25 protein-coding genes are annotated in these 25,152 nt (G+C 64.8%); 6 read left to right on the top strand and 19 right to left on the bottom strand.

The window, feature by feature from the left end; translation table 11 throughout:
• Positions 1 to 133: 133 nt before the first annotated feature.
• On the top strand, positions 134 to 1,228 hold the full coding sequence (locus tag AC1Y2B_RS04640) for an acyl-CoA dehydrogenase family protein (RefSeq protein ID WP_482251896.1): 1,095 nt from the start codon (positions 134 to 136) through the stop codon (positions 1,226 to 1,228).
• A 234-nt stretch (positions 1,229 to 1,462) separates the two neighbouring features.
• Here AC1Y2B_RS04640 and AC1Y2B_RS04635 read toward each other — a convergent pair whose 3' ends face one another.
• The 3 genes from AC1Y2B_RS04635 to AC1Y2B_RS04625 form a co-directional block, all read right to left on the bottom strand.
• Complete coding sequence (locus AC1Y2B_RS04635) at positions 1,463 to 2,500, bottom strand: zinc-dependent alcohol dehydrogenase family protein (protein WP_482251895.1); 1,038 nt, start codon at positions 2,498 to 2,500, stop codon at positions 1,463 to 1,465.
• A gap of 76 nt (positions 2,501 to 2,576) precedes the next feature.
• A complete protein-coding gene (purS, locus tag AC1Y2B_RS04630; RefSeq protein WP_482251894.1) occupies positions 2,577 to 2,816 on the bottom strand; it encodes a phosphoribosylformylglycinamidine synthase subunit PurS in 240 nt (79 codons plus the stop codon).
• Positions 2,817 to 2,833: 17 nt separating this feature from the next.
• Complete coding sequence (locus tag AC1Y2B_RS04625; protein ID WP_482251893.1) at positions 2,834 to 3,595, bottom strand: phosphoribosylaminoimidazolesuccinocarboxamide synthase; 762 nt, start codon at positions 3,593 to 3,595, stop codon at positions 2,834 to 2,836.
• A gap of 220 nt (positions 3,596 to 3,815) precedes the next feature.
• Here AC1Y2B_RS04625 and AC1Y2B_RS04620 point away from each other — a divergent pair, with 220 nt between their 5' ends.
• Both AC1Y2B_RS04620 and bmt read left to right on the top strand, forming a co-directional pair.
• Positions 3,816 to 4,130, top strand: coding sequence for a DUF1476 domain-containing protein (locus AC1Y2B_RS04620; RefSeq protein ID WP_482251892.1), 315 nt, complete (start codon positions 3,816 to 3,818; stop codon positions 4,128 to 4,130).
• Between the two features lie 11 nt (positions 4,131 to 4,141).
• Positions 4,142 to 5,158 (top strand): betaine--homocysteine S-methyltransferase, encoded by a 1,017-nt coding sequence (gene bmt, locus AC1Y2B_RS04615; RefSeq protein ID WP_482251891.1) that lies wholly within the window; start codon positions 4,142 to 4,144, stop codon positions 5,156 to 5,158.
• Positions 5,159 to 5,467: 309 nt separating this feature from the next.
• Here bmt and AC1Y2B_RS04610 read toward each other — a convergent pair whose 3' ends face one another.
• The gene (locus tag AC1Y2B_RS04610) at positions 5,468 to 6,559 is read right to left on the bottom strand and encodes a PA0069 family radical SAM protein (RefSeq protein ID WP_482251890.1); all 1,092 of its coding nucleotides are present in this window, start codon (positions 6,557 to 6,559) and stop codon (positions 5,468 to 5,470) included.
• A gap of 154 nt (positions 6,560 to 6,713) precedes the next feature.
• Here AC1Y2B_RS04610 and AC1Y2B_RS04605 point away from each other — a divergent pair, with 154 nt between their 5' ends.
• The 3 genes from AC1Y2B_RS04605 (at position 6,714) to AC1Y2B_RS04595 (ending at position 8,542) form a co-directional block, all read left to right on the top strand.
• Positions 6,714 to 7,412 (top strand): corrinoid protein, encoded by a 699-nt coding sequence (locus tag AC1Y2B_RS04605; protein WP_482251889.1) that lies wholly within the window; start codon positions 6,714 to 6,716, stop codon positions 7,410 to 7,412.
• Positions 7,413 to 7,517: 105 nt separating this feature from the next.
• Entirely contained in the window at positions 7,518 to 8,165 is a 648-nt protein-coding gene (locus AC1Y2B_RS04600) for a DUF1638 domain-containing protein (protein WP_482251888.1), read from the top strand.
• Positions 8,162 to 8,542, top strand: a complete 381-nt coding sequence (locus AC1Y2B_RS04595) for a DUF4440 domain-containing protein (protein ID WP_482251887.1) — start codon at positions 8,162 to 8,164, stop codon at positions 8,540 to 8,542. Before AC1Y2B_RS04600 ends, AC1Y2B_RS04595 begins: the two co-directional genes overlap by 4 nt.
• On the opposite strand, the gene recN is transcribed toward AC1Y2B_RS04595, so the two are convergent.
• The 15 genes from recN to murD all read right to left on the bottom strand — a co-directional run bounded on the left by recN (position 8,525) and on the right by murD (position 25,059).
• A complete protein-coding gene (recN, locus tag AC1Y2B_RS04590; protein ID WP_482251886.1) occupies positions 8,525 to 10,168 on the bottom strand; it encodes a DNA repair protein RecN in 1,644 nt (547 codons plus the stop codon). The genes AC1Y2B_RS04595 and recN overlap by 18 nt on opposite strands.
• A gap of 54 nt (positions 10,169 to 10,222) precedes the next feature.
• A complete protein-coding gene (locus AC1Y2B_RS04585) occupies positions 10,223 to 11,068 on the bottom strand; it encodes an outer membrane protein assembly factor BamD (RefSeq protein ID WP_482251885.1) in 846 nt (281 codons plus the stop codon).
• A gap of 119 nt (positions 11,069 to 11,187) precedes the next feature.
• A complete protein-coding gene (gene lpxC / locus AC1Y2B_RS04580) occupies positions 11,188 to 12,108 on the bottom strand; it encodes a UDP-3-O-acyl-N-acetylglucosamine deacetylase (RefSeq protein ID WP_482251884.1) in 921 nt (306 codons plus the stop codon).
• 214 nt (positions 12,109 to 12,322) lie between these two features.
• Positions 12,323 to 13,921 (bottom strand): cell division protein FtsZ, encoded by a 1,599-nt coding sequence (ftsZ, locus tag AC1Y2B_RS04575; protein WP_482251883.1) that lies wholly within the window; start codon positions 13,919 to 13,921, stop codon positions 12,323 to 12,325.
• A 234-nt stretch (positions 13,922 to 14,155) separates the two neighbouring features.
• Complete coding sequence (gene ftsA, locus AC1Y2B_RS04570) at positions 14,156 to 15,490, bottom strand: cell division protein FtsA (RefSeq protein WP_482251882.1); 1,335 nt, start codon at positions 15,488 to 15,490, stop codon at positions 14,156 to 14,158.
• Positions 15,487 to 16,377: a cell division protein FtsQ/DivIB gene (locus AC1Y2B_RS04565; protein ID WP_482251881.1), complete on the bottom strand. Its 891-nt coding sequence runs from the start codon at positions 16,375 to 16,377 to the stop codon at positions 15,487 to 15,489. The genes ftsA and AC1Y2B_RS04565 overlap by 4 nt, the downstream gene beginning before the upstream one ends.
• Entirely contained in the window at positions 16,365 to 17,285 is a 921-nt protein-coding gene (locus tag AC1Y2B_RS04560; RefSeq protein ID WP_482251880.1) for a D-alanine--D-alanine ligase, read from the bottom strand. Before AC1Y2B_RS04560 ends, AC1Y2B_RS04565 begins: the two co-directional genes overlap by 13 nt.
• A gap of 35 nt (positions 17,286 to 17,320) precedes the next feature.
• Complete coding sequence (murB, locus tag AC1Y2B_RS04555) at positions 17,321 to 18,247, bottom strand: UDP-N-acetylmuramate dehydrogenase (protein WP_482251879.1); 927 nt, start codon at positions 18,245 to 18,247, stop codon at positions 17,321 to 17,323.
• 190 nt (positions 18,248 to 18,437) lie between these two features.
• Positions 18,438 to 18,689, bottom strand: coding sequence for a DUF2484 family protein (locus tag AC1Y2B_RS04550; protein WP_482251878.1), 252 nt, complete (start codon positions 18,687 to 18,689; stop codon positions 18,438 to 18,440).
• Between the two features lie 3 nt (positions 18,690 to 18,692).
• Entirely contained in the window at positions 18,693 to 18,977 is a 285-nt protein-coding gene (locus tag AC1Y2B_RS04545) for a DUF2484 family protein (RefSeq protein ID WP_482251877.1), read from the bottom strand.
• Positions 18,978 to 19,282: 305 nt separating this feature from the next.
• A complete protein-coding gene (murC, locus tag AC1Y2B_RS04540) occupies positions 19,283 to 20,683 on the bottom strand; it encodes a UDP-N-acetylmuramate--L-alanine ligase (RefSeq protein WP_482251876.1) in 1,401 nt (466 codons plus the stop codon).
• Positions 20,680 to 21,792 (bottom strand): UDP-N-acetylglucosamine--N-acetylmuramyl-(pentapeptide) pyrophosphoryl-undecaprenol N-acetylglucosamine transferase, encoded by a 1,113-nt coding sequence (locus AC1Y2B_RS04535; RefSeq protein WP_482251875.1) that lies wholly within the window; start codon positions 21,790 to 21,792, stop codon positions 20,680 to 20,682. The genes murC and AC1Y2B_RS04535 overlap by 4 nt, the downstream gene beginning before the upstream one ends.
• 1 nt (position 21,793) lies before the next feature.
• Entirely contained in the window at positions 21,794 to 22,957 is a 1,164-nt protein-coding gene (locus AC1Y2B_RS04530; RefSeq protein ID WP_482251874.1) for a peptidoglycan glycosyltransferase FtsW, read from the bottom strand.
• A 228-nt stretch (positions 22,958 to 23,185) separates the two neighbouring features.
• The gene (locus AC1Y2B_RS04525; RefSeq protein ID WP_482251873.1) at positions 23,186 to 23,653 is read right to left on the bottom strand and encodes a GFA family protein; all 468 of its coding nucleotides are present in this window, start codon (positions 23,651 to 23,653) and stop codon (positions 23,186 to 23,188) included.
• 2 nt (positions 23,654 to 23,655) lie between these two features.
• Positions 23,656 to 25,059, bottom strand: coding sequence for a UDP-N-acetylmuramoyl-L-alanine--D-glutamate ligase (gene murD, locus AC1Y2B_RS04520; protein ID WP_482251872.1), 1,404 nt, complete (start codon positions 25,057 to 25,059; stop codon positions 23,656 to 23,658).
• Between the last annotated feature and the right edge of the window lie 93 nt (positions 25,060 to 25,152).

Genomic DNA, 25,152 nt, shown 5'->3' with positions numbered 1-25,152 from the left:
ACGGAACCACCGCAGACGGAACCACCGCGCACGGAAACACTGCGCAATCAGGCCGCACCCGGCCCCCGGCGGAAGGCGCTTTCGCCGCAGCCTTCCGCCGACTAGACTGGCCCTGTTGCACGACAGGACGCCCATGCCGATTTCCGATCCCGCCCTTGCCAAACGCCTCGCCACGCTGCCCGATCCGCAGGGCACCCCGGTCGCGATCTGCGCGGCGCTGATCGATTGGTGCCGCGCCGCGGGCCTTTTGCATTTCACCCTGCCCCAAGCCCTTGGGGGCGAGGCAGCACCCCTGTCTCACGCCGTGGCCGTCACCTTCGACCTGTCGCGCCGCTCCGCCTCCGCCGGGCTGATCTACGCCATGCACATGGCGCAACTGGCGGTCTGGGCTGGCCATCTGGCCGGCTCCGATTACCTCGCGGGCGAACTCCGCGCGCTGGTGGCGGTGCAGGGCCTGATCGCCTCCGTGGTCTCCGAACCCCTGACCGGCGGCAACATCCACCGCGCCACCGCCCGGATCGAGGCGGGCGTCCTCGTCAAGGACACCTCCAACACCTCCTATGTCCCCCAAGCCGCAGCCTTTCTGGTCACCGCGATGGACGACAGCGGGCCCCGCCCGGTCCAGCGCATGGTCCTTGTCCGCGCCGACGCGACCGAGGCCGTCATCCGCCACCCGCATCAGCTTCTGGGCATGCAGGGCATCCACAACGCCGCCTACCGCTTCACTTTCCGCTACCCGCCGCAGGCGATCTTCGCAGAGCCTTTCGCCAGCATCGCCTCGGCCACGATGACCCCCGCCAGCCATCTTCTGTGGGCCGCGGTCTGGAGCGGTCTGGCCGCCCGCGCACTGGACACCGCCCGTCGCTATGCCAAGGCCGAGGTGCCAGACGCCGCCCAACCCGCCGTCCAGACCCGCCTGTCCGAGTTGCGCAACCAGCACTACCTGATCAACGCCCTGATCCGCGACAACCTGCCCGAGGCCCGCGCCGCAGCGCCCTTGGATGCCGCCGCCCGCATCAACCGCCTGAAGATCCTCGCCTCCACCGCCGCCCGCGACGTGGTGCTGGCCTGCCTCGAAATCACCGGCCTGCGCGGCTACAGCGACGCGGGCCCCTATTCCCTGACCGAACCGCTGCGCGACATCCTCTCGGGCCCGATCATGGTCTCCAACGCCCGGCTGCAAACCAACACCGCCGGCATCGACCGCTTTTCCGAAGACCGGCCGTGATCGCCCTGCCCCGGCGGCAGACGCGGGGGGTTCACACCCCCGCACCCCCGTGGGATATTTGAACCTGAATGAAGGGGGGGGCTTGGGGGGGTGCTTTCGGGGGGGGGGCCGCGGGGATCGGCGGCATAGGGCATGCAGCCCCCTTGCGCTTGCGCCTTCCCAAATACTCCCGCGCGGAGCGCCCTTGATTTTTCGGAGAAAAATCGTGACCCGGCCCGCACCGAGGGCGAGGCGCTAGCCCAGAAGATCGGTGATCACGGCCACGCCGGGCGGCATCGGCCCGTTGAACATGCGCAGCTCGGCGCTGGCCTGCGACAGCCGCACCTGCCGCGCCACGATGGGGCGCACATCGACCTTGCCCGTCTCGATCAGGCTCAGAAGGGAAGGATAGCGCCAGGCCGGCATCCCCCGTGTGCCATAAAGCGCCAGTTGCTTCATGTAGACCGCGTTCATGTTGATCACCATCCTGGCCTGATGCCCGGTCGGCATCCCCACCTGCACATGCCGCCCCAAGGGCCGCAGACACTCGATGGAGGCATTGGCCGTGGCCTCGATCCCCAAGGCTTCGATGGACACATGCGCCCCGCCGCCCGTCAGCTCGACGATCCGCGCCGCGGTATTGCCCTCCGCGGCGTTGAGGACAGCCTCGGCCCCCAGCGCCTTGGCATGGGCCAGCCGTTCGGGCACCACATCCACCGCCACCACCCGCGCGCCCAAGGCCTGCCCGATCAGCAAGGCCGAAAGGCCGATGCCCCCCGTCCCATGCACCGCCAGCCACTCGCCCGCCTGGATCGCAGCCCGCCCGGTCAAGGCGTGATAGGCCGTCGTCACCCGGCAGCCAAGCCCCGCCGCCAAGGCCGGCGTCAGGAACTCGGGCAACCGCGTCAGGTTGTGCGCATGCGGCACCGAGACATATTCCGCCCAGGCCCCCGGTTCGCCAAAGCCCGGCACGCGCTGCGCCCGGCAGGTCGTGGTCTGGCCTGACCGGCATTCCGGGCAGTCGCCACAGGCCAGAATGAAGGGCGCGATGATCTGATCGCCGACGGACCAGCGCGCCAAAGGCCCTGCGGCCACGACCTCGCCGACATATTCATGCCCCGGAATGGCCCCCGGCTTGACCTTGGCATGTTCGCCCATCCAGCCATGCCAATCGCTGCGGCAAATGCCACAGGCCAGCACCTTGACCACCACGCCATCCGGCTCGCACACCGGGTCCGGCACGGTCTCCAGACTGAGGTCAGCTTGATAGGTCCGTATCACAGCAGCGCGCATCGGCAGCCTCCCCTTTTGCCAAGGGGTGAACCAGTGCGTCGGCAGGGTCAAGAGGCCCGAAGGCGTCCGGCGCGCCTTACAGGATCTCGATCTTGTAGCCTTCGATCACCGTATTGGCCAACAGCTTCTCGCACATCGCCTTGACCGCCACCTCGGCAACAGCCCGGTCGGTCTCGGCCAGATCCAGCTCGATGACCTTGCCTTGCCGCACCCCATTCACCCCGGCAAAGCCCAGCGTGCCAAGCGCAAAGCGCACGGCCTCGCCTTGCACATCCAGCACCCCGGTCTTCAGCATGACGGTCACACGGGCTTTCATTCGGGGTCTCCGCTTTTTCAGTTGATCAAGGTCGGTTTCGGCGCATGGGTGACGTTAGAGGGCAAAACCCCCAAGCGCCGCGCCAGTTCGGTATAGACATCGGCCAAAGGCCCCGGCTCGGGCGTCGAGGCGGCCCCTTCCGGGCGGCGCAGATCCCACAGACGACAGGAATCCGGGCTGATCTCATCCGCCACGATCAGGCGCATGTAATCGCCTTCCCAGATCCGGCCCACTTCGATGCGGAAATCGGCCAGACGGATGCCCACGCCCAGCATCACGCCGGACAGAAAGTCGTTCACCCGCAGAGCAAGTGCGATGATATCGTCCAGATCCTGCTGGCTGGCCCAGCCGAAGGCAATGATATGCTCTTCAGACACCAGCGGAGCGTTCAGCCGCGGGTCCTTGTAGAAATACTCCACAATCGGCCGCGGCAGCGGCGTGCCCTCGGGGATCCCCAACCGCGCCGACAGATCGCCTGCGGCAAAGTTGCGCACCACCACCTCCAGCGGCACGATTTCCGCCTCCCGCACCAACTGCTCGCGCATGTTGATCCGGCGGATAAAATGCGTCGGCACCCCGATCGAGTTCAACCCCGACATGAAGAATTCCGACAGCCGGTTGTTCAGCACGCCCTTGCCTTCCGAGGCGAGGTTTTCCCCCTCGGTCGCGGTGGGGCCCGCAGCCCCTTCGTCCTTGAAATACTGCACAAGGGTGCCCGGCTCCGGCCCTTCGTACAGGATCTTCGCCTTGCCCTCGTAGATCTTCTTGCGCCGTGCCATGAACGCTCCGAACCCTTCGGGGGCGCGCGCGCATGCCCTTAGCGGCACCATGGGCGCCGGCCCCTCATTCCTCGGGCTATAAGCCAAGCCCATGGCCCCGGCAAGGTGGCAAGTCCCGGCCACACCCGACCACGGGCTTTTGCACCCGCTTCCTCTTGCGGTAACGCAATCCGGAAGGCATATGGAGGGGGAACAAAACCGTGAAGCCGGGGGCCACATCATGACCACGTTCGACGACCGCGAACACGCCTTTGAATCAAAGTTCGCGCATGATTCCGAAATGCAGTTCCGTGCCGAGGCCCGGCGCAACAAACTTCTGGGCCTGTGGGCCGCGGACCTGCTGGGCAAATCCGGCGATGACGCCGCCGCCTATGCACTCGACGTGGTGAATGCCGACTTCGAAGAAGCCGGCACCGAAGACGTCGTGCGCAAGGTCGCGGGCGATCTGGGCGGCAAAGCCAGCGCCGAGGACGTGCGCCGGAAACTGGCCGAACTTCTGCCGGTCGCCAAAGCGCAACTGATGAACGAATTCTGAAAGGAAGCCCGATGGCCCAAGACCTTCTGTCCCGCCTGATCTCGACGCGTGACTGGCTCTTGGCCGATGGCGCCACGGGCACCAACCTGTTCAACATGGGGCTCTCCTCCGGAGAGCCTCCGGAATTCTGGAACCTCGACAAGCCCGACAACATCCGCACGCTCTATCGCAATGCGGTGAATGCCGGGTCTGACCTGTTCCTGACCAACTCCTTCGGCGGCAACGCAGCCCGGCTGAAGCTGCACAACGCCCAAGGTCAGGTCCGCGACCTCAACCGCGTCGCCGCCGCTCTGGGGCGCGAGATTGCCGATGCCGCCGGTCGCCCCGTCGTGGTCGCAGGCTCCATCGGCCCCACCGGTGAGATTTTTGAACCGATGGGCAGCATGACCCATGCCTTGGCCGTCGAAATCTTCCAGGAACAGGCCGAGGCGCTGAAAGAAGGCGGCGCGGACGTTTTGTGGATCGAAACCATGTCCGCCTTCGAAGAATACGCCGCCGCCGCCGAGGCTGCGGTGAACGCAGGCCTGCCGTGGTGCGGCACGATGAGCTTTGACACCGCCGGTCGCACCATGATGGGCATCACCTCGGCCTCTCTGGCCGAGAAGGTCGAGAAAATGGCCCACCCGCCCTTGGCCTTCGGCGCCAACTGCGGCGTCGGCGCCTCTGACCTGATGCGCACCGTGCTGGGGTTTGAGATGACCGGCACCTCGCGCCCGATCATCGCCAAGGGCAACGCCGGCATCCCGAAGTATCACGACGGCCACATCCACTATGATGGCACGCCAGAGCTGATGGCCGAATACGCCGTCCTCGCCCGCGACGCCGGGGTCAAGATCATCGGCGGCTGCTGTGGCACCATGCCCAACCACCTCGCCGCCATGCGCGCCGCACTGGAGTCGCGTCCCCGTGGTCCCAAGCCCACGACGGATGACATTCAGGCCAAACTCGGAGCCTTCTCCTCGGCCTCCGATGGCACCGGCGACACCTCTGGCGACCCCAAGCGCGAACGCCGCAACCGTCGCGGCTAAAAGGTAGGATGGGCCATTGGCCCATCTCACCCAAAGATGGGCCAATGGCCCATCCTACCCAACGCCAAAGCCACCCCTGAAACCCACGCCCGTAGGGTGCGCTTCTGCGCACCATCGACCCCAACGAACGTTGCGTTAACCCCACCCCTCGGGACGGTCTGTACCTACAAAAGAACGACGGGAAACCGACGGATAAACGACGCAAAACATACGCGCCCAAACCGCTGATTTCCTGCATTAACCTTTGAAATACACGCTGATTCGCTCCCCACCGGTGTTGCGCATTCACCTTTCGGCAACACCTGCGCGTCACAGATCAAACCCAAGCTGCGCCCCCTGTTCCAACGGCACGGCGAACAAATCCGTCCGCAACGGCGGCTGCACCCGGTCCAGCCCCAGCCGCGCCAGCGCCACATGAAAGCGCCGCGCCATCAACTCCGCCCAAATCCCCTCGCCCCTGAACCTTTTGCCCCAGGCCGCGTCATAATCCTTGCCGCCATGCAGCTCCCGGACCCGCGCCATCACCTTGGCCGCCCGGTCCGGGTAGTGCGCCGCCAGCCAATCCTGAAACAAAGGCGACACTTCCCGCGGCAGCCGCAGGTTGATGAAACTCGCCGCCACCGCTCCCGCCGCGGCCGCGGCCTCCATGACAGGCTCCAGCTCGTGATCGGAAAGCCCTGGAATCATTGGGGAAATCATCACCCTGACCGGCACTCCCGCCGCCGAAAGCCGCCGGATCACCTCCAACCGCCGCGCCGGAGAGGCCGCCCGCGGCTCCATCCGCCGCGCCAGAACCGCATCCAGCGTCGTCACCGAGACCCCGACCCGCGTCAGCCCGGCCTTGGCAAAAGCCACCAGCAGGTCCAGATCGCGTTCAATCAGCGTCCCCTTTGTCGTGATGGCGACCGGATGGCGGAAGGTCCACAAGGTCTTCAACACCGCGCGCATCACGCCATATTCGGCCTCAATCGGTTGATAAGGATCAGTATTCGTCCCAATCGCAATCGTCGCCACCCTGTAGGACTTCGACCGCAGCTCCCGCTCCAGCACCGCCGAAATCCCCGGCCTTGCCACCAACCGCGTCTCAAAATCCAAACCCGGCGACAGGTTCAGATAGGCATGCGAGGGCCTTGCAAAGCAGTAGATGCAGCCATGCTCGCACCCGCGATAGGGGTTGATCGACCGGTCAAACGGCAGATCGGGCGAGGTGTTGTAAGTGATTGCCGAACGCGGATTTTCCACCCGCACCTCGGTCCGCACCAGCTTCATCTCCTCGGCAATATCCCACCCATCGTCATAAGCGACCCGCGACGTCGCCTCATACCGCCCGGTGTCATTGCTGCCCGCCCCACGTCCCCGCAGGCGCTGTCCCGGCAAAATGCTGTTTTCTTTGGGTTCCATGCCTCCAATCTGGAACATTTCACGAACACTTTCCAGACGATTCTGCTTTCCTTTTCCCTTGCTGTCGGCTTTCATCCGGCGCATGTCGCTAAAGGAAAAGTCCGTCGCAGGCTTTGGCCCCATTGACGACAAAACGCCCCGAAGGAGCCTCAGCATGGCCGACGATGACGAAATCATCCTCTCTGAACTGTCCGATGATGAACTTGTCCTGCAGATGCATGACGACCTTTACGACGGTCTGCGCGAAGAGATTGAAGAGGGTGTCAACCTTCTGATCTCGCGCGGTTGGGCGCCCTATGACGCGCTGACCAAGGCGCTGGTCGCCGGCATGACCATCGTCGGCGCCGACTTCCGCGACGGCATCCTCTTCGTGCCCGAAGTGCTGCTGGCCGCCAACGCAATGAAGGGCGGCATGGCGATCCTGAAGCCGCTCTTGATCGCCACCGGCGCGCCGCGCATGGGCAAGATGGTGATCGGCACCGTCAAGGGCGACATTCATGACATCGGCAAGAACCTTGTCGGCATGATGATGGAAGGCGCAGGCTTTGAAGTCAAAGACCTTGGCATCAACAACTCGGTCGAGAAATATCTGGAAGCGCTGGAAAGCGAAAAGCCCGATATCCTTGGAATGTCAGCACTTTTGACCACGACGATGCCCTATATGAAGGTCGTGATCGACACGATGAAGGAAAAGGGCATGCGGGACGATTACATCGTTCTGGTCGGTGGCGCGCCGCTGAATGAAGAATTCTCCAAGGCCATCGGCGCAGACGCCTATTGCCGGGATGCTGCCGTGGCCGTGGAAACCGCCAAGGCCTATGTCGCCCGCAAGCACAACCGCCCGAACGTCTGAGTTCGGCTTCAGGTACGTCACGCCCCGGGTCGATGGCCCGGGGCTTTTCTTTTGCCGCTTGGCAAGCGCCTGCGCAGCGCCCATCTTCTGGGGACGGAGTGACCGATGGCAGAACTTCCCGACGACATCACCCTGACGGAGGCCGGCCTTGCGCCCGCCCACCACGGCCGCGTCCTGCTGATCGCCTGCGGGGCGCTGGCCCATGAGGTGCTGGCCGTCATCAAGGCCAATGGCTGGACCCACATGGACCTGCAGTGCCTGCCCGCCAAACTGCACCTTTACCCCGACAAGATCACCGCCGAAGTGGCACGCGTGGTCACCGAGCAGCGGCCCACCTATGCCGCGATGTTCATCCTTTACGCCGATTGCGGCACCGGCGGCCAATTGCAGCAAAAATGCAAGGAATTGGGCGTCGAGATGATTGAAGGGCCGCATTGCTATTCGTTCTTTGAAGGCAATGCCCAGTTCGCCACCCATCTGGACAGCGAAATCACGGCCTTCTACCTCACGGATTTTCTGGTCCGGCAGTTCGATGCCTTTGTCTGGAAACCCATGGGCCTCGACCGCCATCCGCAGTTGCGCGACATGTATTTCGGCAATTACACCAAGCTGGTCTATCAGGCACAGACCAATGACCCCGCGCTTGACGCAAAGGCCGAAGACTGCGCCCGCCGGCTTGGGCTGGCCTATGAACGTCGCTTCACCGGGTATGGCGATCTGGCCACCACCATGGAGCGGGTGGCCCAGGCATGACGCCCGAAAGCTTCGCAAAACGGTTCGCCACGGCCTTCGGGCGGCAGGATTCCGCTGGCATGGCCGCCCTGCTGGTCGAGGATGCTGATGTACTGACCCTGACGGGCGCCAGTCTGACCGGCGCGAAAGAGGCTGACGCCGCCTTTGCCGGAGAGTTTGCCGGGATCTTCGCGGCGTCGCGTCTGGTGACAGGCAAGGTCAAGCTGCGCGATCTGGGGCCGCAGGTCACGGTGTTGACGCAGCGCTTTGTCGTGTCTGGTGCGCAGGATGAAGCCGGGCAGGAACTGCCGCGTTTTGGCGCCCTGCTGACGGCGGTGGTGACGGCAGAGACGGGGTGGCGGGCGGTCAGCCTGACCTTCTCAGCCACCAGCCAATAGCGCGCGGGCAGCGGCCCGCGCGGCCTCGGTGATCGTGTCACCGGCCAGCATTCTCGCGATCTCCTCGGTTCGGGCGTCGGGGTCCAGCGGCGTGACGGTGGACAGCGTCACCTCATCCACCACGCGCTTTTCCACCCGCCAATGATGCGCGCCAAGCGCTGCCACCTGCGGTGAGTGCGTCACCACCAGAACCTGCGCGCCAGACGCCAGTTGTGCCAGACGGCGGCCCACGGCATCGGCGGTGGCCCCGCCGACACCCCGGTCAATCTCGTCGAAAATCAGCGTCAGGCCGGGGGTTTGGCCGGTCAGGCAGACCTTCAGCGCCAGCAGGAACCGGCTGAGTTCCCCGCCCGAGGCGATGCGGTTCAACGGCCCCGCAGGTGCGCCCGGGTTGGTGGCGACGGTGAAGGTCACCTCGTCCTGACCCTCGGGGCCGGGCTGGGCTGGGGCGAAATCGGTGCGGAAGACGGCGCGCTCCATCTTCAGCGGGGCCAGTTCGGCTGCCATAGCGCCATCCAGACGGGCACCGGCCAGACGGCGTGCCGTGCTCATCGCCTCGGCCCGGCGCATGTAATCGGCTTCCGCCAAGGCCGCTGCCTGTTTCAGGCGCATCAGGCCCCGCTCGCCGCCATCCAGCGCCTCAAGCCGGGTCCGCAGGGTTGCGGCATGGGGGCCAAGATCGTCAGGCAGAACGCCATGTTTGCGGGCCAACGCCCGGATGGCGAACAGGCGCTCCTCCAGCCGCTCCAGCGCGCCCACGTCAAAATCGAGCGCGTCAAGGCAGCTTTCCACCCCGGTCTGCGCCTCTGACAATTCCACCATGGCGCGCTCCAGCGCGGCCAAAGCGGCGTCCAGCTTGCCCTCGGCCTTGTCCGCCGCACCATTGAGCCAGCGCAGCGCGTCCTGCATCGCATGGTCCGCCCCCTGCCCCAGCACCTCATGTGCGCGGGCGATGTCTTGGCGGATGCGGGCCGCGGCCTGCATCGTGCGACGCGCGGTGTCGAGTTTGGCTTCTTCGCCCGCCTCGGGGTTCAGCTTGTCAAGTTCGGCCACGGCATGGCGCAGAAAGTCTTCTTCGCTGCGGATCGCCGAAAGGCGCGCCTCGGCCTCAGCCAGATCGCGCAGCGCATCAGACCGCGCCCGCCACGCCGTGCGCAGGCCGGACAGGTCCAAGGCGGCGAACGTGTCGAGCAACTGGCGATGACCGCGCGGGTTCAAAAGACCCCGGTCGTCGTGCTGGCCGTGCAATTCCACCAGCGTGTCCGACAGGTCGCGCAGCACCTCGCCGCTGGCGCGGCGGTCGTTGATGTAAGCGGTCTTGCGGCCATCGGCCGAGTTGGTGCGGCGCAGGATCAACTCGTCCTCGACCTCGATCCCGGCCAGCTCCAGCACGGCGCGGGCGGCATGGCCTTCTGGAAGGTCAAAGACCGCGATCACCTCGCCCTGCGCGGCGCCGGCCCGCACCAAGTCGGCGCGACCCCGCCAGCCCAAAACGAATCCCAACGCATCCAGCAGGATGGACTTTCCCGCGCCCGTTTCGCCGGTCAGAACATTGAGGCCGGGCTGAAAGGCCAGTTCCAGCCGGTCAATGATCAGCACATCGCGGATATCAAGACTGCGCAGCATCACGCCATCCAACGGATGCGCAAACCGTGCGCATCCAACGTCCCGACCGTGACCTCACAGCCACTGGCCCTTGATCATCTGGCGATAGATCGTGGAAAGCCAGCTGGTGCCACGCGCCTCGGGGGCCAGACCCTGCTTCTTCAGCTGCGCGAAAGCATCCTGATAGAAGGGGCTGGACTGATAGTTGTAGCCCAGGATCGCGCCAGCGGTCTGCGCCTCGTTCGGCAAGCCAAGCGCAAGGTAGCACTCCACCAACCGCTCCAACGCCTCGGCGGTCTGGCTGGTGGTCTGATAATCCTGCACCACGGTGCGGAACCGGTTCAAGGCAGCGGTGTAATGGCCCTGCTTGAGGTAGAACCGCCCGATTTCCATTTCCTTGGCGGCAAGGTGGTCGAAGGCGAGGTCGAATTTCAGCATCGCCGACTTGGCATATTCGCTGTTGGGATATTGTTCGATCACCACACGCAGCGCCTGCAAAGCCTGGAAGGTCAGACCCTGATCACGACCAACCTCGTCGATCTGGTCATAGTAGGACAGGGCCAGAAGGTACTGGGCATAGGCCACGTCCTCACCCGCCGGGTAGAAATCAAGGTAGCGTTGTGCCGCCACCCGCGACTCTTCGTAGTTCTTGGTCTTGTGCAGGGTAAAGGCCTGCATGATCAGCGCGCGTTTGGCCCATTCGGTGTAGGGATAAAGACGCTCGACCTCCTGATAATAGGTCAGGGCGGTCTTTGGATCATTCTTGCCAGTCAGCTCAAGATCGCCGCGCTTGTAGATTTCCTCGGCGGTGTAATTCTCCAGCGGGAGTGTTGTGGGCGCGGGCGCCGCACATGCCGTCAAGACGGCCATCATCAGCGCCATGCCCACCCCACGCGCCGCGCCTGACCTTCCGACTGCCATCGTCCAACCTATCCCCAACCCAACGAAGCAGAACGCACCCGGCGCCCGCCTATCCTTGACGGTGTCCTAGCACAGAAAAATCCGGGGCGCAAAACGGGTTTCACCGTTGCCGCACAGGCTTATGCGTAAAGGGGAAGATCGCCACGGTGCACACCGACGCCGGGCAGCTTTCCACCGGCCAAAGCGTCGCAATCGTCGATGGCAAAGGCCCCCGGCGTGGCGAACAGCTTGTGCAACAGACGGTTGGTCAGGGCGTGACCGGCCCGCTCACCGGTGTAACGCGCCAAGAGGGGCGCCCCGGCGAGGGCAAGGTCGCCCAAAGCGTCAAGCATCTTGTGCCGCACCGGTTCATCGGCATGGCGCAAACCACCCGGCGTCAGCACGCGGTCCCCGTCAAAGACCACGGCATTGTCCAGCGTGCCACCCAAAGCCAACCCGCGCGCGCGCATCGCATCAACGTCGGACTGCCGGCAGAAGGTGCGGGAATCACAGAGTTCGCGCACGAAAGCGCCATTTGACATGTTGAGGTGGCGGGCCTGCTGGCCAATCGCCGCTTCGGCAAAGTCGATGCGGAAGTCGATCTCCAGCATTTCGGCCGGTTCCAGGCGGGCCACAGCCGCGCCATCGCGCACTTCAATGGTCTTCAGAACCCGGATTGCCCGCGCCGGAGCAGCCTGCGCCCGAATACCCTTGGCCAGAATCGCCGCAACAAAGGGAGCGGCAGAGCCATCCAGAATCGGCACTTCCGGCCCGTCAATCTCGATCAGGGCGTTGTTGATGGCCAGACCCGCCAGCGCCGCCATGATGTGTTCGATCGTCGACACCTGCGCGCCATCGTCATTGGCCACCAGCGTGCACAGCTTGGAGGACACAACTGCATCCCAGCGGGCCGGGATCAGCGTGTCGCCGTCCATCAGATCGGTGCGGCGAAACCAGATGCCATAGTCAGCCGACGCCGGGCGCACGGTCATGCGCACGGGCTTGCCAGAGTGCAAACCCATGCCCTTGAACGTCACCGCGGATTTGACTGTATTTTGCACGAAGGCCTCAATCGCTTGACTAGGGGTTCTGGCGGTTTGTTGAGGTCCGCCCTGCTTGGCCCCTAGCTAAGGCGCAAGACCCCTAATCTCAACTCACCATTTGTGACGGAGTGTAACAGGGCAAGAACGCCCGCCAATACCATGATAAGGTTAGAAAAAAGCCCAAGACGATGCTTGGGCTTTCTTATTGTGTTACGGGTCTGTTCGGACCGGTTCAGTTGGCCTGACGGCGCAGGAAGGCGGGAATCTCCATCCGTTCCTGATCGGCCGACAATTCCGGCTCGTCATCATAGGCGGTGACTTGCGGCTGGGCGCGGCCCGGCTGGGTGGCTTCGGCGTGCGCCCCGGCCATGCGGTTGATCAGGCTGCCGATCCCAAAGCGCGGACGTTCCGCCGGCTTGGGTTGCGGCTTGGACAGCGGTGCGGGGCTGCGGGCCGGTTGCTGCTGTGCGCCTTGCGGCTTGCTGACAGCGGCTTGCAGGCGCGCCATGGCTTCCGGCGAGGGCGACCCCATCGGACGCGGACGCGGCGCGATGAAGCTGGACGCGTCGGCGTCCCGCTGATCGCGGGCGGCGGGCGCCTGACGCGGCTCGGGCTGCGGAGCGGGACGGTACGCCGGGGCCGGAACCTCGTCGACTTCCGGTTCATAGGCCTCCTGCTCTTCGTACTGCTCTTGCACCGGTTCGGGCGCACGGGCTTGCGGCTGCGGCGCCGGACGCGGTTGCGCGACCGGCTGGGTCAGCGGCATCGGCGGCTCGCGGCGCGCTTCGGGTTGCGGTGCGGGCATCGGCTTCAAAGGCTCGTGCATCGAGCGGCGGGTGACGGGCGTTTCCGCCTTGGCCGTCTTGATGTCGATACCGGTCGCCACGACCGACACGCGCAGGATGCCTTCCATCGAGACATCGAGGGTAGAGCCGACGATGATGTTGGCGTCCGGATCGACCTTCTCGCGGATGATGTTGGCGGCTTCATCCAATTCAAACAGCGTCAGGTCATAGCCGCCGGTGATGTTGATCAGAACACCCTTGGCGCCATTCAGGCTGATTTCATCAAGCAGCGGGTTGGCGATGGCCTTTTCGGCCGCCTGCACGGCACGATCCGCGCCCGTGGCTTCCCCGGTGCCCATCATCGCCTTGCCCATCTCGTCCATCACGGACCGCACGTCGGCGAAGTCGAGGTTGATCAGGCCGGGCCGCACCATCAGGTCGGTGACACCCTTGACGCCCTGATACAGCACATCATCGGCCATCGCGAAGGCTTCGGTGAAGGTGGTGCGTTCGTTGGCCAGCCGGAACAGGTTCTGGTTGGGGATGACGATCAGGGTATCGACGACCTTTTGCAGCGCCTCGATGCCCTCTTCGGCTTGACGCATCCGCTTGTTGCCTTCGAACTGGAAGGGCTTGGTGACCACGCCCACCGTCAGCACGCCCAACTCGCGGGCCGCTTGCGCGATGATCGGCGCCGCACCCGTTCCGGTGCCGCCGCCCATCCCGGCGGTGATGAAGCACATATGCGCACCAGCCAGGTGATCCACGATCTGTTCGATCGATTCCTCGGCCGCGGCCGCCCCGACGGAGGGGCGCGCCCCAGCGCCCAACCCTTCGGTGACCTTCAGGCCGATCTGGATCTTGTTGCCCGCGCGGCTTTGTTGCAGCGCTTGCGCATCCGTGTTGGCCACGACGAATTCGACGCCCTCAAGGTTCTTGTCGATCATGTTATTGACCGCATTGCCCCCGGCACCGCCGACGCCAAACACCGTGATGCGCGGCTTCAATTCTTCGCGCTCTGCATTGACCATCAAATTCAATGTCATTCTACGACCCGCCGTTTCTTGTTGTGAAGCAGCGGCCCCGCGCTGCCTTTTATCATTCTGTCCCACGCCCGGCCCCTGCCCTTTTGCCCCAAGCGATGAGACAGAACCCGACTTATCCCCGATTCTACCCACAGTGCACCTCAAGGTCACGAAAAAACATTACGTTGCCCACAAAATATGGGGAATTGTGCCGGTTTGGCCCCGCATATCGGCCAAACCTCTGGATCTTGCGGTTTACCAGTTGTCGCGGAACCATTTGAGGGCCCTTTTCAACGACCGCGCGGGATAGCGTTCGGACGGAATGTCGAAATCCCACCACTCGTCTTGCGGGTGCGCCGCGAACAGGCAGAGCCCGACGGTCGAGGCGAAGGTCGGCCCGGTGGCCGCCTGCGGCAGACCCTGCACGCGCAGCGGACGCCCCATCCGGACGCGCTGGCCAAGGATTCGGCTGGCCAAGCCATCCAGTCCGGGGATCTGGCTGGCGCCACCGGTCAGCACGATCTGCTGGCTGGGCAGGTGCGAGAAGCCTGCGGCATCCAGCCGTTCGGCGACCTGCTCCAGAATTTCCTCGACCCGGGGGCGAATGATGCCGATCAGTTCGGTGCGGCTGACCTGACGGCGGTCCTTGTCCCAGTCGCCACTGTCGCCGCCGATCTCGATCATCTCACGGTCGTCCATGCCGGTGGCGTGAACGCCGCCATGCTTGGTCTTGATCCGCTCGGCCACCGCGGTCGGCACATGCAGGCATTGCGCGATGTCAGAGGTGACATGATCGCCACCCAGGCGCACGGAATCCGCGAAGATCATATGCTTTTTCATGAAGATCGAAATGCCGGTCGACCCGCCGCCCATGTCGATGCAGGCCGCCCCCAGTTCCCGTTCATCCTCGACCAGCGAAGCAATGCCCGAGGCATAGGCCGACGAGGCGATCCCCGCCAATTCCAGATCGCAGCGCTTGATGCAGTACAGCAGGTTCTGCACGACCGCCGCATCCACCGTCAGCAGGTGCATATCGCAGGCCAGACGGTTGCCGATCTGATCGCGCGGATCGCCAAGGCCGGTGCGATGGTCGAGTGCAAAGTTGACGGGCTGCGCGTGGATCACCTCGCGCTCTTCGCCGATGTCGGGCACGTCACAGGCGGCCAACACGCGGGCCACGTCGTTTTCCTTCACCACGGTGTCTTGCAGTTCAATCTCTCCGGCCAGCCCGTAGCTGCGCGGCTCGCCGCCCGAGAAGCAGGCGATCACATGATCGACCCGCACATTGGCCATCTTCTGCGCGGCCTGCACGGCGGTACGGATCGCGCGTTCCGTCTCGTTCATCGCCGAGATTTCACCGAAGCGGACGCCGCGCGATTTGGTCGTCGCGGCCCCGATCACCCGGAAATCCGACTGCCCGGCCATGGACCCCACGCCATCAGGCTCCACCCCCTCTTCCAGCCCGTCGAACCGCAGGATCAGGCAGGCGATCTTCGAGGTGCCCACGTCCAGAATGGCAATCACACCCCGCTGAAGGGCGGCTTTGCGCATGTTCCGCATGGCGCGCTGAGACTGATAGAGGTCGGTCATGTCTTGGACTCCGTGGAAACGGTAAGGCCCTCAGACTGGCGCAAGGCATCCAGTGCCGTCTGGGCAAGGCGAAGGACGGGACGCTGCGGGTTGCGCAGGTCAACGGCAACAAGGTCTCGGGCGAGAATGTTTTCGGCTTTATCAAGCGCCAGCAGCCCTTCGACGGCGGCAACGGGGCCATCTGCGGGCAGAAGGACGGTCTGATTGCGGTCCAGCATCAGGTCCCAGCGGCGATCGCTGACCCGGACCAGGCCCCGCACGCGAGAGGCCAGCGGGCTGGCCGCCTGCAGGATGGCGGTCGCCTCGACCACCGCGGTGTCGGCGCCCTCACCCGCCACAAGCGGCAGATCCGCCCGGTCAGCCCGGGTGGCAAGTCCGGCGATCCGGTGGCCGGTGGCATCCAGCAGCATCAGGCCCTGCCCGGTGCGCCAGACCCACGCCGGCTTGCGCTCGGTGATCGAGACTTGCAGCACATTGCCCGCGCCCAGCCACACCACGGCGCTTTCCACCGCGTCCAGTTTGCCGGCATTGACCCGGATCGCGTCGAGATCCAGCGCAAGCGAGGATTGCGGCAAGTGCAGGTCAAGTTTCTGGCGCACGGCGTCGGCCAGTTCCGGCGACGCGCCGTCGATCGACAGAAGGTTGACCATGAACATCGGGCGCTCGGTCACCTTGTCGCGGGCGGCGGTGGCCAGGTTGGCGAAATTCTCGCGGCGCGTGGCATCTGACAGGTAAATCCCCATCGCCAGCACGACGAAAAACGCGGGCATTCCGACGCGCATGGTGACGCGGAACAGCGGCGTCAGCCACAGCCGGTGCATCCGATAGGCCCAACGGGATGGCGCCGGATCCCGGCGCAAGGGAATGGCGCGACCTAACGATTGCATGAGGCATCCTCCACGATCCAGGCGCACAATTCAGGGAACGAGATGCCACAATGGGCGGCCTGTTCGGGGGCCAGCGATGTCGGCGTCATGCCCGGCTGGGTGTTGGTTTCCAGCAGGATCAGACCTTCCAACCCGCGGCTCTCATCCCAGCGAAAGTCGGTGCGGCTTAGGCCGCGGCAGCCCAAGGCCCGATGGGCGCGCAGGGCGTAATCAAGGCAAGCTGCTGAAATCTCTGCCGGAAGTTTAGCGGGAACTTCGTGGCGGCTGCCGCCGGCCTTGTATTTGGCGTCGTAGTCGTACCAGCCTTCGGTGATGATGTCAGTGACCGCCAGTGCGCGATCGCCCATCACGGCGACCGTCAATTCTCGCCCTGGCGCATAGGTTTCTACCATCACGGTGTCCGGCATCGTCTCTGCCAGACGCGGGGCATTGGCGCCCGGACGCACGATATAGACCCCAACCGAGGAGCCTTCGTTGTTGGGTTTGACCACATAGGGCGGCGGAAGGACGTGCGCGGCCGCCACCTGATCCCGGGTGGCCAGCACGGACTGCACGACCGGCAGGCCAGCCGCCACATAGGCCGCCTTGGCCGCCGACTTGTCCATCGCAAGGGCAGAGGCCAGTACGCCAGAATGGGTATAGGGCAGGCCCAACCATTCCAGCAGCCCCTGAACGCAGCCATCTTCGCCCCAACGACCATGCAGCGCATTGAAGACACAGGCAGGCTTGATGTCGGCCAAACGTGCGGCAAGGTCGCGGCCCGCGTCCAGCGCAACCACGTCGTAACCTGCCACCCGCAAGGCATTGGCGCATTCGCGCCCCGATGACAAGGAAACCTCCCGCTCTGCGGAAAGCCCACCCATCAAAACCGCCACGCGGGAGCCTGCTGTTGCAGACTTGCCCACCATCACTGCCTCATCCGGACTTGAAGCCGGTTTTATTATTATTTTGCCGTCGGTTCGCCGACACGCATGATTTCCCACTCTAGCCTGATACCGGAGTCTTGGAAAACCCTTTTTCGCACTTCCTCACCGAGATTTTCCAGATCGGCGGCAGTTGCGCCACCGGCATTGATCAGGAAGTTGGAGTGCATCAGCGACATCTGCGCCCCGCCGATTTTCGCACCGCGCATTCCGGCGTCGTCAATCACCTTCCAGGCCTTCAACTCGTGGCTGTCATCCGCCTTGCCGGTAGAGGAGTGGCCGACCGGATTGCGGAAGGTGCTGCCGGCCGAGCGGTCCTTGGTGGGTTGGCTGGCGTCGCGCTTGGCGATCTGTTCCAACATCTTGGCCTCAAGCGCTGCAGGATCGCCATAGGTTGCGCGGAAAACCGCTTGGGTGATCACATGGCCTTCGGGCAGGGTCGATTGCCGATAGGCCAGATGCAGGTCCTTCGCCGGGACCGTCACGACCTCTCCGGCCCTTGTCACGGCGCGGATTTCGATCAGGTGGTCCTTCACATAAGACCCATAACACCCCGCATTCATCCGCACCGCCCCGCCAATGGAGCCCGGAATGGTGCGCAGAAAGGTCAGGTCCAACCCCGCTTCCGCAGCCCGCCTTGCCACATGCGCATCCAGCGCCGCCGCCCCGGCAATCACCCTATCTTCTTGAATTTCAATGGAATTGAAATTCCGCCCGAGGCGGATGACCACCGCCCTGACGCCGCCATCCCGCACGATCAAGTTCGAGCCGACCCCCATCGGGAAAACTTGGATAGAGGCGTCCAGACCGCCCAGAAAGGCGGCAAGATCCTGCTCATCCGCGGGCTGAAACAACCAGTCCGCCGGCCCGCCGACGCGCAGCCAGGTGAGGTCCGCAAGCGAACGGTTGGGGGTCAGGGTGCCACGGGGGATCGGAAGCGTGCTCATGTGGCCTTGCTAGCCGTGGGGCGAAATCGACGCAAGAGTGCGTGCGATGTGGCAAGAAGGGGAGCGATGTGGTCCAAGCGGGCGGTCTTGCCGACGACTTCCTTCGGTCTTCCTTCCGTCTCTACGCGCGCAAGACCGCCGATGTGTTAACCTTTCGCGCAGAAGGCCGATGCTGGGGTGCACGATGCCCTCAGAGCCGGCCAAGAAAGCGGGCTTTGCACCAGCGGAGTACGAACCAGAGGGGCCAGCGGAGGATCGATCCGGCAGCCGTGAGGAATGCCAGGGTCCAGAGGGCTCCGTGGGTTTGAAAGATCCAGATCAGGAGGGGGAGGCCGATGGCGATGAGGGCGTGGGCGGCGCGCCAATGGTGGTCTTTGCTGGGGAACATGGCGATCAGATTGGCGGCGATGAGCCAGAGGAAGGCGGCAGTGAGGGGCAGCATGGGTCACAGCCTTGGGGCGGCGCGGGATTGCAGCTCGGGCGGAAGGTCGGGGAGCGGGAGGTGGAGGGTGCGGCGGATCAGGTAGTTGAGCGGGCGGCGAAACATGGACAGGACGGCGAAGAGGCCGGCGGCCACCCAGACGAAGCCTTGGGTGACGCCGATCCAGATCAGCAGGATCGGGGCGGTGGCGAGGAGGGCAAGGCCGGGAACCATCTGGCTGCGCAAGGGCAGGATGGCGGTAAGGGCGGCCGCAATGACCCAAAGGGCGCCGAGGATGAGGGGGGTCATGGGGCCTCCACTTGCGATGTGATGGCGGCGAGGATGCGGGGGGAAAGCGGCCTGGGTGCGGAGGAAGGGCGGCTTTTTGGCGGCGGCCGGGTCTGAAAGCTGCGCGATTGCACGCGTGCAATGCAGGTTAAGGGATTGAATTGGCTATGTTTTCTGAATTCCGTTAAGGATCTTTTAGGAAATTGCCAGGCTTCACGATTTTTCTGCGAAAAATCGGAGACCGAATTTTCGGCGAAAATTCGAGAGGGTGGGGCGAATTTTCTGCGAAAATTCGGCGGCGGGAATTTTCGCAGAAAATTCGGGGCTCAGACCAGCTTGGCGGGAAGGGCGTTGGCCCAGGCCGAAATGGAGCCGGCGCCGAGGCAGACCACAAGATCACCGGGACGGGCTTGCTCTTTGACGAGCCGCGTCAGGTCGGCCTCGTCCAGCAAGGCGCGGGCGTGGCGGTGGCCGTGGGCGATCAGGCCTGCGACAAGATCATCCCGCGCGGCGCCGGGGATCGGGTCTTCGCCGGCGGCGTAGACGTCGGCGATGGCGACCACGTCAGCTTCGTTGAAGCAGGTGCAGAATTCTTCGAAGAGGTTCGCAAGCCGGGTGTAGCGGTGCGGCTGGTGGATGGCGATGACGCGGCCCTTGGTGGCTTGCCGCGCAGCCTTCAGGACGGCGGCGATTTCGACCGGGTGGTGGCCATAGTCGTCGATGATGGTCACGCCGTTCACCTCGGCCACTTTGGTGAAGCGGCGGTTGACGCCGGCGAAACTGGCCAGCGCGTCGCGGATCTCGTCGCGCTTCATGCCAAGGTGGCGGGCGACGGCGATGGCGGCGAGGGAGTTGGAGACGTTGTGATCACCCGGCATCGGCAGGGTACAGTTTTCGATGACGGGTTGGCCGTCTTCATTTTGCAACAGGACGTCGAAGGTGGTTTTCCCAGACTCGTGCCGCAAACGGATGGCGCGGACATCGGCTTGGGCGTTGAAGCCGAAGGTCACCACGCGGCGGTCAGTGACGCGACCGACCAGCGCCTGCACTTCGGGGTGATCGGTGCAGCAGACGGCCAGACCATAGAAAGGGATGTTGGACACGAAATCGAGGAAGCCTTTGCGCAGGGCGTCGAAGGTGTGCCAATGCTCCATGTGTTCGGGGTCGATGTTGGTGACGATGGCGATGGTGGCGGGGAGTTTGTTGAACGAGCCGTCGGATTCGTCGGCTTCCACCACCATCCACTCCCCTGCCCCGGCGCGGGCGTTGGAGCCGTAGGCGTGGATGACGCCGCCGTTGATGACGGTGGGGTCAAAGCCGCCCTTGTCCAGAAGCGTGGCGACCATCGTGGTGGTGGTGGTCTTGCCGTGGGTGCCTGCAATCGCGATGTTGGATTTGAGGCGCATCAGTTCGGCCAGCATCTCTGCCCGGCGGACGACGGGCAGCTTGCGGCGGCGGGCTTCTTCCAGTTCCGGGTTGCCCTTTTTGATGGCCGAGGAGATCACGACCACGGCGGCATCGCCGATGTTGGTGGCGGCCTGACCCTCGAAAAAGGTGGCGCCAAGGGTTACAAGGCGGTCGGTGATCTTGGAGGCGCGGGCGTCGGAGCCTTGGACGCGGTAGCCCAAGGTGATCAGCACCTCGGCGATGCCGGACATGCCGATGCCGCCGATGCCTATGAAATGGATGGGGCCGAGTTCCATCGGCAGTTTGGTGGCAGCGTTCATTTTGGAACTCCGGCTAGGGCTTCGACCAGAGAGGCGAGGCGGATGGTGGCGTCCGGGCGACCTTGGGCCAAGGCGGCGGCGGCCATGTGTTCGGCCTTTTCGGGGGCCTGCAGGATGGCGGCGATGTCGGCGGTCAGGCGGGCGGTGTCAAGGGTGGCTTCCTGCACCGTGATGGCGGCCTGCGCTTCGGTCAGACCACGGGCGTTGGCGGTCTGGTGGTCGCCGGTGGCCAAGGCATAGGGGATCAGGATCGAGGGGCGGCCAATCACCGAGATGTCGGCGATCGAGGAGGCACCCGAGCGCGAGATCACCAGCTGCGCCTCGGACAGGCGACGTGGGATGTCGGTGAAGAAGGGCTGAACCTCGGCCTCAAGTGCGCCTGCGGCGTAGGAGGCCACGACGCGGTCATGATCTTCGGCCCGGGCCTGATGGGCGATGCGCAGGAGGGACTTGAGCGTTTCAGGCAGGGCCGCGAGGGCGGCGGGCACGACATCGGACAGGACGCGAGCGCCTTGCGAGCCGCCGATGACCACAAGGCTCATCGGGTAATCCCCCGGCGGGATATAGGGTGCGCCGGCGCGGTCGAGGACGGCCTGGCGCACCGGGTTGCCAACCGGGTCGCCGGTGACGCCCTCGGGCAGTTGGGTGGGCCAGGTGCCGCAGGCGACCTTGTCGACGCGGCGCGCGAAGATCTGGTTGACCCGACCAAGGACGCCGTTTTGTTCATGGATCATCCGCGGCAGTTTCAAGAGCCAGGCGGCGGTGAGGGCCGGGATCGTCGGGTAACCGCCAAAGCCCACCACGACAGCGGGCCGGTCGCGGGAAAACTGCCAGAGGGCCGAGATGATGCCCGCGCTAACGCGGATCGGGACGAACAGGCGGGACAGGATGCCGCCCCGGGCAAAGGTGGCGGACGAGAGCACGACGCGCTGAACCGCCTCGGGGAAGCCACCGGCGTAGCGGGCGCCGCGGGCATCGGTGGACAGGCGGACACGCCAGCCCTTGGCCACCATCGCCTCGGCCAGGGCCTGGGCGGGGAACATGTGGCCGCCGGTGCCGCCCGCCGCGATCAGCAGCAGCGGGGCCGGGTGTTCCGTGCGGGGGGCCACCTTAGCGGCCCCGCTTGAAGAGGTCGCTGATTTCGCCCTGCGGACGTGTGCGGGTCAGGGCCAGAAGCATGCCGACGGTGATGCCGGCCGCAATGACCGAGGAGCCGCCGTAGGAAACGAAGGGCAAAGTCATGCCCTTGGCGGGCAGCAGGCGGACGGCGACGCCGATGTTGATCATGGCTTGCACACCGAAGATGCAGGCCAGCCCGGTGCCTGCGAGACGGACGAAGGGGTCCCTCTCGCGCTGCAATCGGATCAGCGAGCGCATGACGATGGCGCAATAGAGACCGATGATGACAAGGACGAGGATCAGGCCGTATTCCTCGGCTGCGACGGCGATGATGAAGTCGGTGTGGGCGTCAGGCAGGGTCCATTTGACCTGGCCATTGCCGACGCCGACGCCAAAGAAGCCGCCCTCTTGAATGGCGTTGGTGGCGTAACCGATCTGGCTGCGCGGGTCGACATCGGCGTTGAGGTAGCCGTCGATCCGGCGGGCAAAGTGCTGGGAATGGTGGTAGGCGAAGTTGCCGCCGAAGACGAGGAGGCCCATGATCACGGCGATCAGCGTCATCCGCGCGCCGGCGACGAAATAGATCACGCCCCAGCCGAAGACGCAAAGCATGGTCTGGCCGAAGTCAGGCTGGGTGGCCAGAAATCCCACGATCACGACCAGCAGGCCGAAGGAGAACAGCTTGCCGGGCGGGCCGTTCAGCTCCATCGAGGCGGCCATCAGCCAGGCGGAGACGATCATGAAACCGGGCTTGAGAAACTCGGACGGCTGGAACGAGATGAATCCCAGCGAATACCAGCGGATGGCGCCCTTGCCAAAGTCGGTGCCGAGGAAGGGCAGACAGATCAGCGACACAAAGGCGAAGCCGAAGCCCAGCACGCCGATGCGGCGGATGGCGTCGGGCGACAGCATGGAAAAGCCCAGCATCGTGGCCAGCGCAACGGCCCCGAAGGCAAATTCGCGCTGCACGTAGTAGAAGGGCGGCAGGCCGTTGCGCGAGGCGAGCGGAACCGAGGCGGCGAGGCCCAGCAACAATCCGATGCCCATGAGCGCCAGGATGGCGGTCAGCGTCCATTTGTCGATGGTGCGCCACCAGCGCGGAAGAACCGGCTCCCGCGCCCGCGAGGGCATTGAGCCGTAAACCATTTCTGTCATGGGACCGCCTGCTTGCCTGACTGCCGATATGTCCGGGTTGGCCCCGGATCACGCGCAAGACTAGCCCATGTTGGCGGGGCTGGCTAGACGGTATTGGCGGGCTGGCCGAAGATGGGCAGATCGCCCAAGGCAAGTACGGCAAATGCCACGCCATTGGCCGGCGTTCGCCTCCGGCGGGAGTATTTGGCAAGGAGCAAATTAAAATGGGGCCTGCGGTGCGGGCGGCGGTCAGGGCGCCGCGCGGGCCAGCAGGGCCGTGCGGCGGTCAAGGCTGGCTTGCGGCCAGTGGGCCTTGCGGTCGTAATAGCCCGGCAAGACTGGCACGCGGTTGTCAAGCGTCAGCCACGGCTGCTGGGTGGAGGTGAAGATGTGGATATCGGGCGGACACTCGGCCGGGTTGAGAAGGGTGCCTGCGCGGACGAAGGCGATCAGGCGCCCTGCCCCGGCGTAATGGCTGTAGAGCGCCACCTTGCAGGCCGGACAGCGGGCCACGATCTGGCCCTTGCCAGAGTTGGAGGGGGTGACGATCTCCTCGACCGCTCCGGTCACCTCAAGGCATTCGGTTTCGATCATGGCATTCAGCGCGAAGGCGCTTCCGGTTTCGCGCTGGCACCAGGTGCAGTGGCAGCAATGGGTGAAGAGGGGTTTCTGGGTCAGGCGGTAGTGGACCGCGCCGCAGGTGCATTTGCCGTTCATGTTCAGGCCTCCAGCAGGGCTTTGACGCGAGCGGTAAAGTCTTCGCCGCGCTTTTCAAAGTTGGGGTATTGGTCGAAAGAGGCGGCGGCGGGGGCGAGGAGGACGACCTCGCCGGGCTGGGCCTCAGACGCGGCGGCGGTCAGGGCGCGGTCCATCGTTTCGCAGATCTCATGCGGCAGGTCGCCCAGTTCGAGCGCGAAGTCGCGGGCGGAGTGGCCGATGAGGTAGGCTTTCTGGACCGAGCCGACAAACGGCAACAGGCCCTTGATGCCGCCCTCTTTGCCCAAGCCTCCGGCGATCCAGCGGATTTTCGGGAAGGCTTGCAGGGCTTTGGCGGCGCTGTCGACGTTGGTGGCCTTGCTGTCGTTGATGAAGCGGACCCCTGCCCGCTCACCGACCAGTTGGCTGCGGTGCGGCAGGCCTGCGAAGGAATGCAGCGCGGCCTCGATCTGTTTGGGCGCCAGACCCAGCGTGCGGCAGGCGGCATAGGCGCAGCAGGCGTTCTGGTGATTGTGGGCGCCGGGCAGGCCCTTGATTTCCCTCAGGTCGATGGAGGCGGACTGCTTGCCGCGCCGCCATTCGGAGAGGAAGCCTTTGCGGGCAAACACCGTCCAGCCGAAATTGTCGAGCCTCTGACCCGAGGAGATGCGGATCACCCGGTCGTCGTTCGGGCCGTCGGCCATCTGGTTGGCAAGGTAGCGGCCCTCCACCTCGTCGACGCCGATGATGGCGCGGTCAGGGCCGCCTTCGGCAAACAGGCGACGCTTGGCGGCGAAATAGCCGCCCATGCCGTTGTGGCGATCCAGATGGTCGGGCGAGAGGTTGGTGAAGATGGCGATGTCCGGGGTCAGGCAGCGGGCAAGGTCGGTCTGGTAGGAGGAGAGTTCAAGGACGACGACTTCTCCATCCACCGCCGGGTCGAGGTCAAGGACGCCGCGGCCGATGTTGCCGCCCATCTGAGTGGGGCGTCCGGCCTCTTCGAGGATGTGGTGGATCAACGCCGTCGTAGTGGATTTGCCGTTTGATCCGGTGACGCAGACGACGCGAGGGGCGGTTTCGAACCCATCCCAGTCCTGTGTGGCGTAGGAGCGGAAAAACAGGCCAATGTCATTGTCGACAGGGATGCCCAATTCCATCGCGCGGGCGATGATCTTGTTGGCGGCCGGGTACAGATGCGGAATGCCGGGAGACGTGATCAGGGCGGCCACGCCGTCCAGCGCCGCAGCGCGGTTGAGGTCGGTGCAGATGTGGCCTGCGGCTTCCGCCTTGGCGCGGGCCTCTGGCGCGTCGTCCCACAACAGCGGCTCGGCGCCACCGGCGATGAGAGCGGCGGCGGTGGCAAGTCCCGAGCGGCCAAGCCCCAGCACCGCAACCTTTTGCCCGTTGTAGCCAATGACCGGAATCATGCGCATATCCTTTGCTTGCGCCGGGACCATGCCCGAAGCGGGGTATGGGCCGCAAGCGGTTGACGGCGTCGCATGACGCGGCGAGGGTCGCAG

Source organism: Stagnihabitans sp. (genome assembly GCF_964946895.1).
The sequence above is the reverse complement of the archived record's forward strand: the minus strand, read 5'-3'. Positions and strand labels throughout refer to the sequence as shown.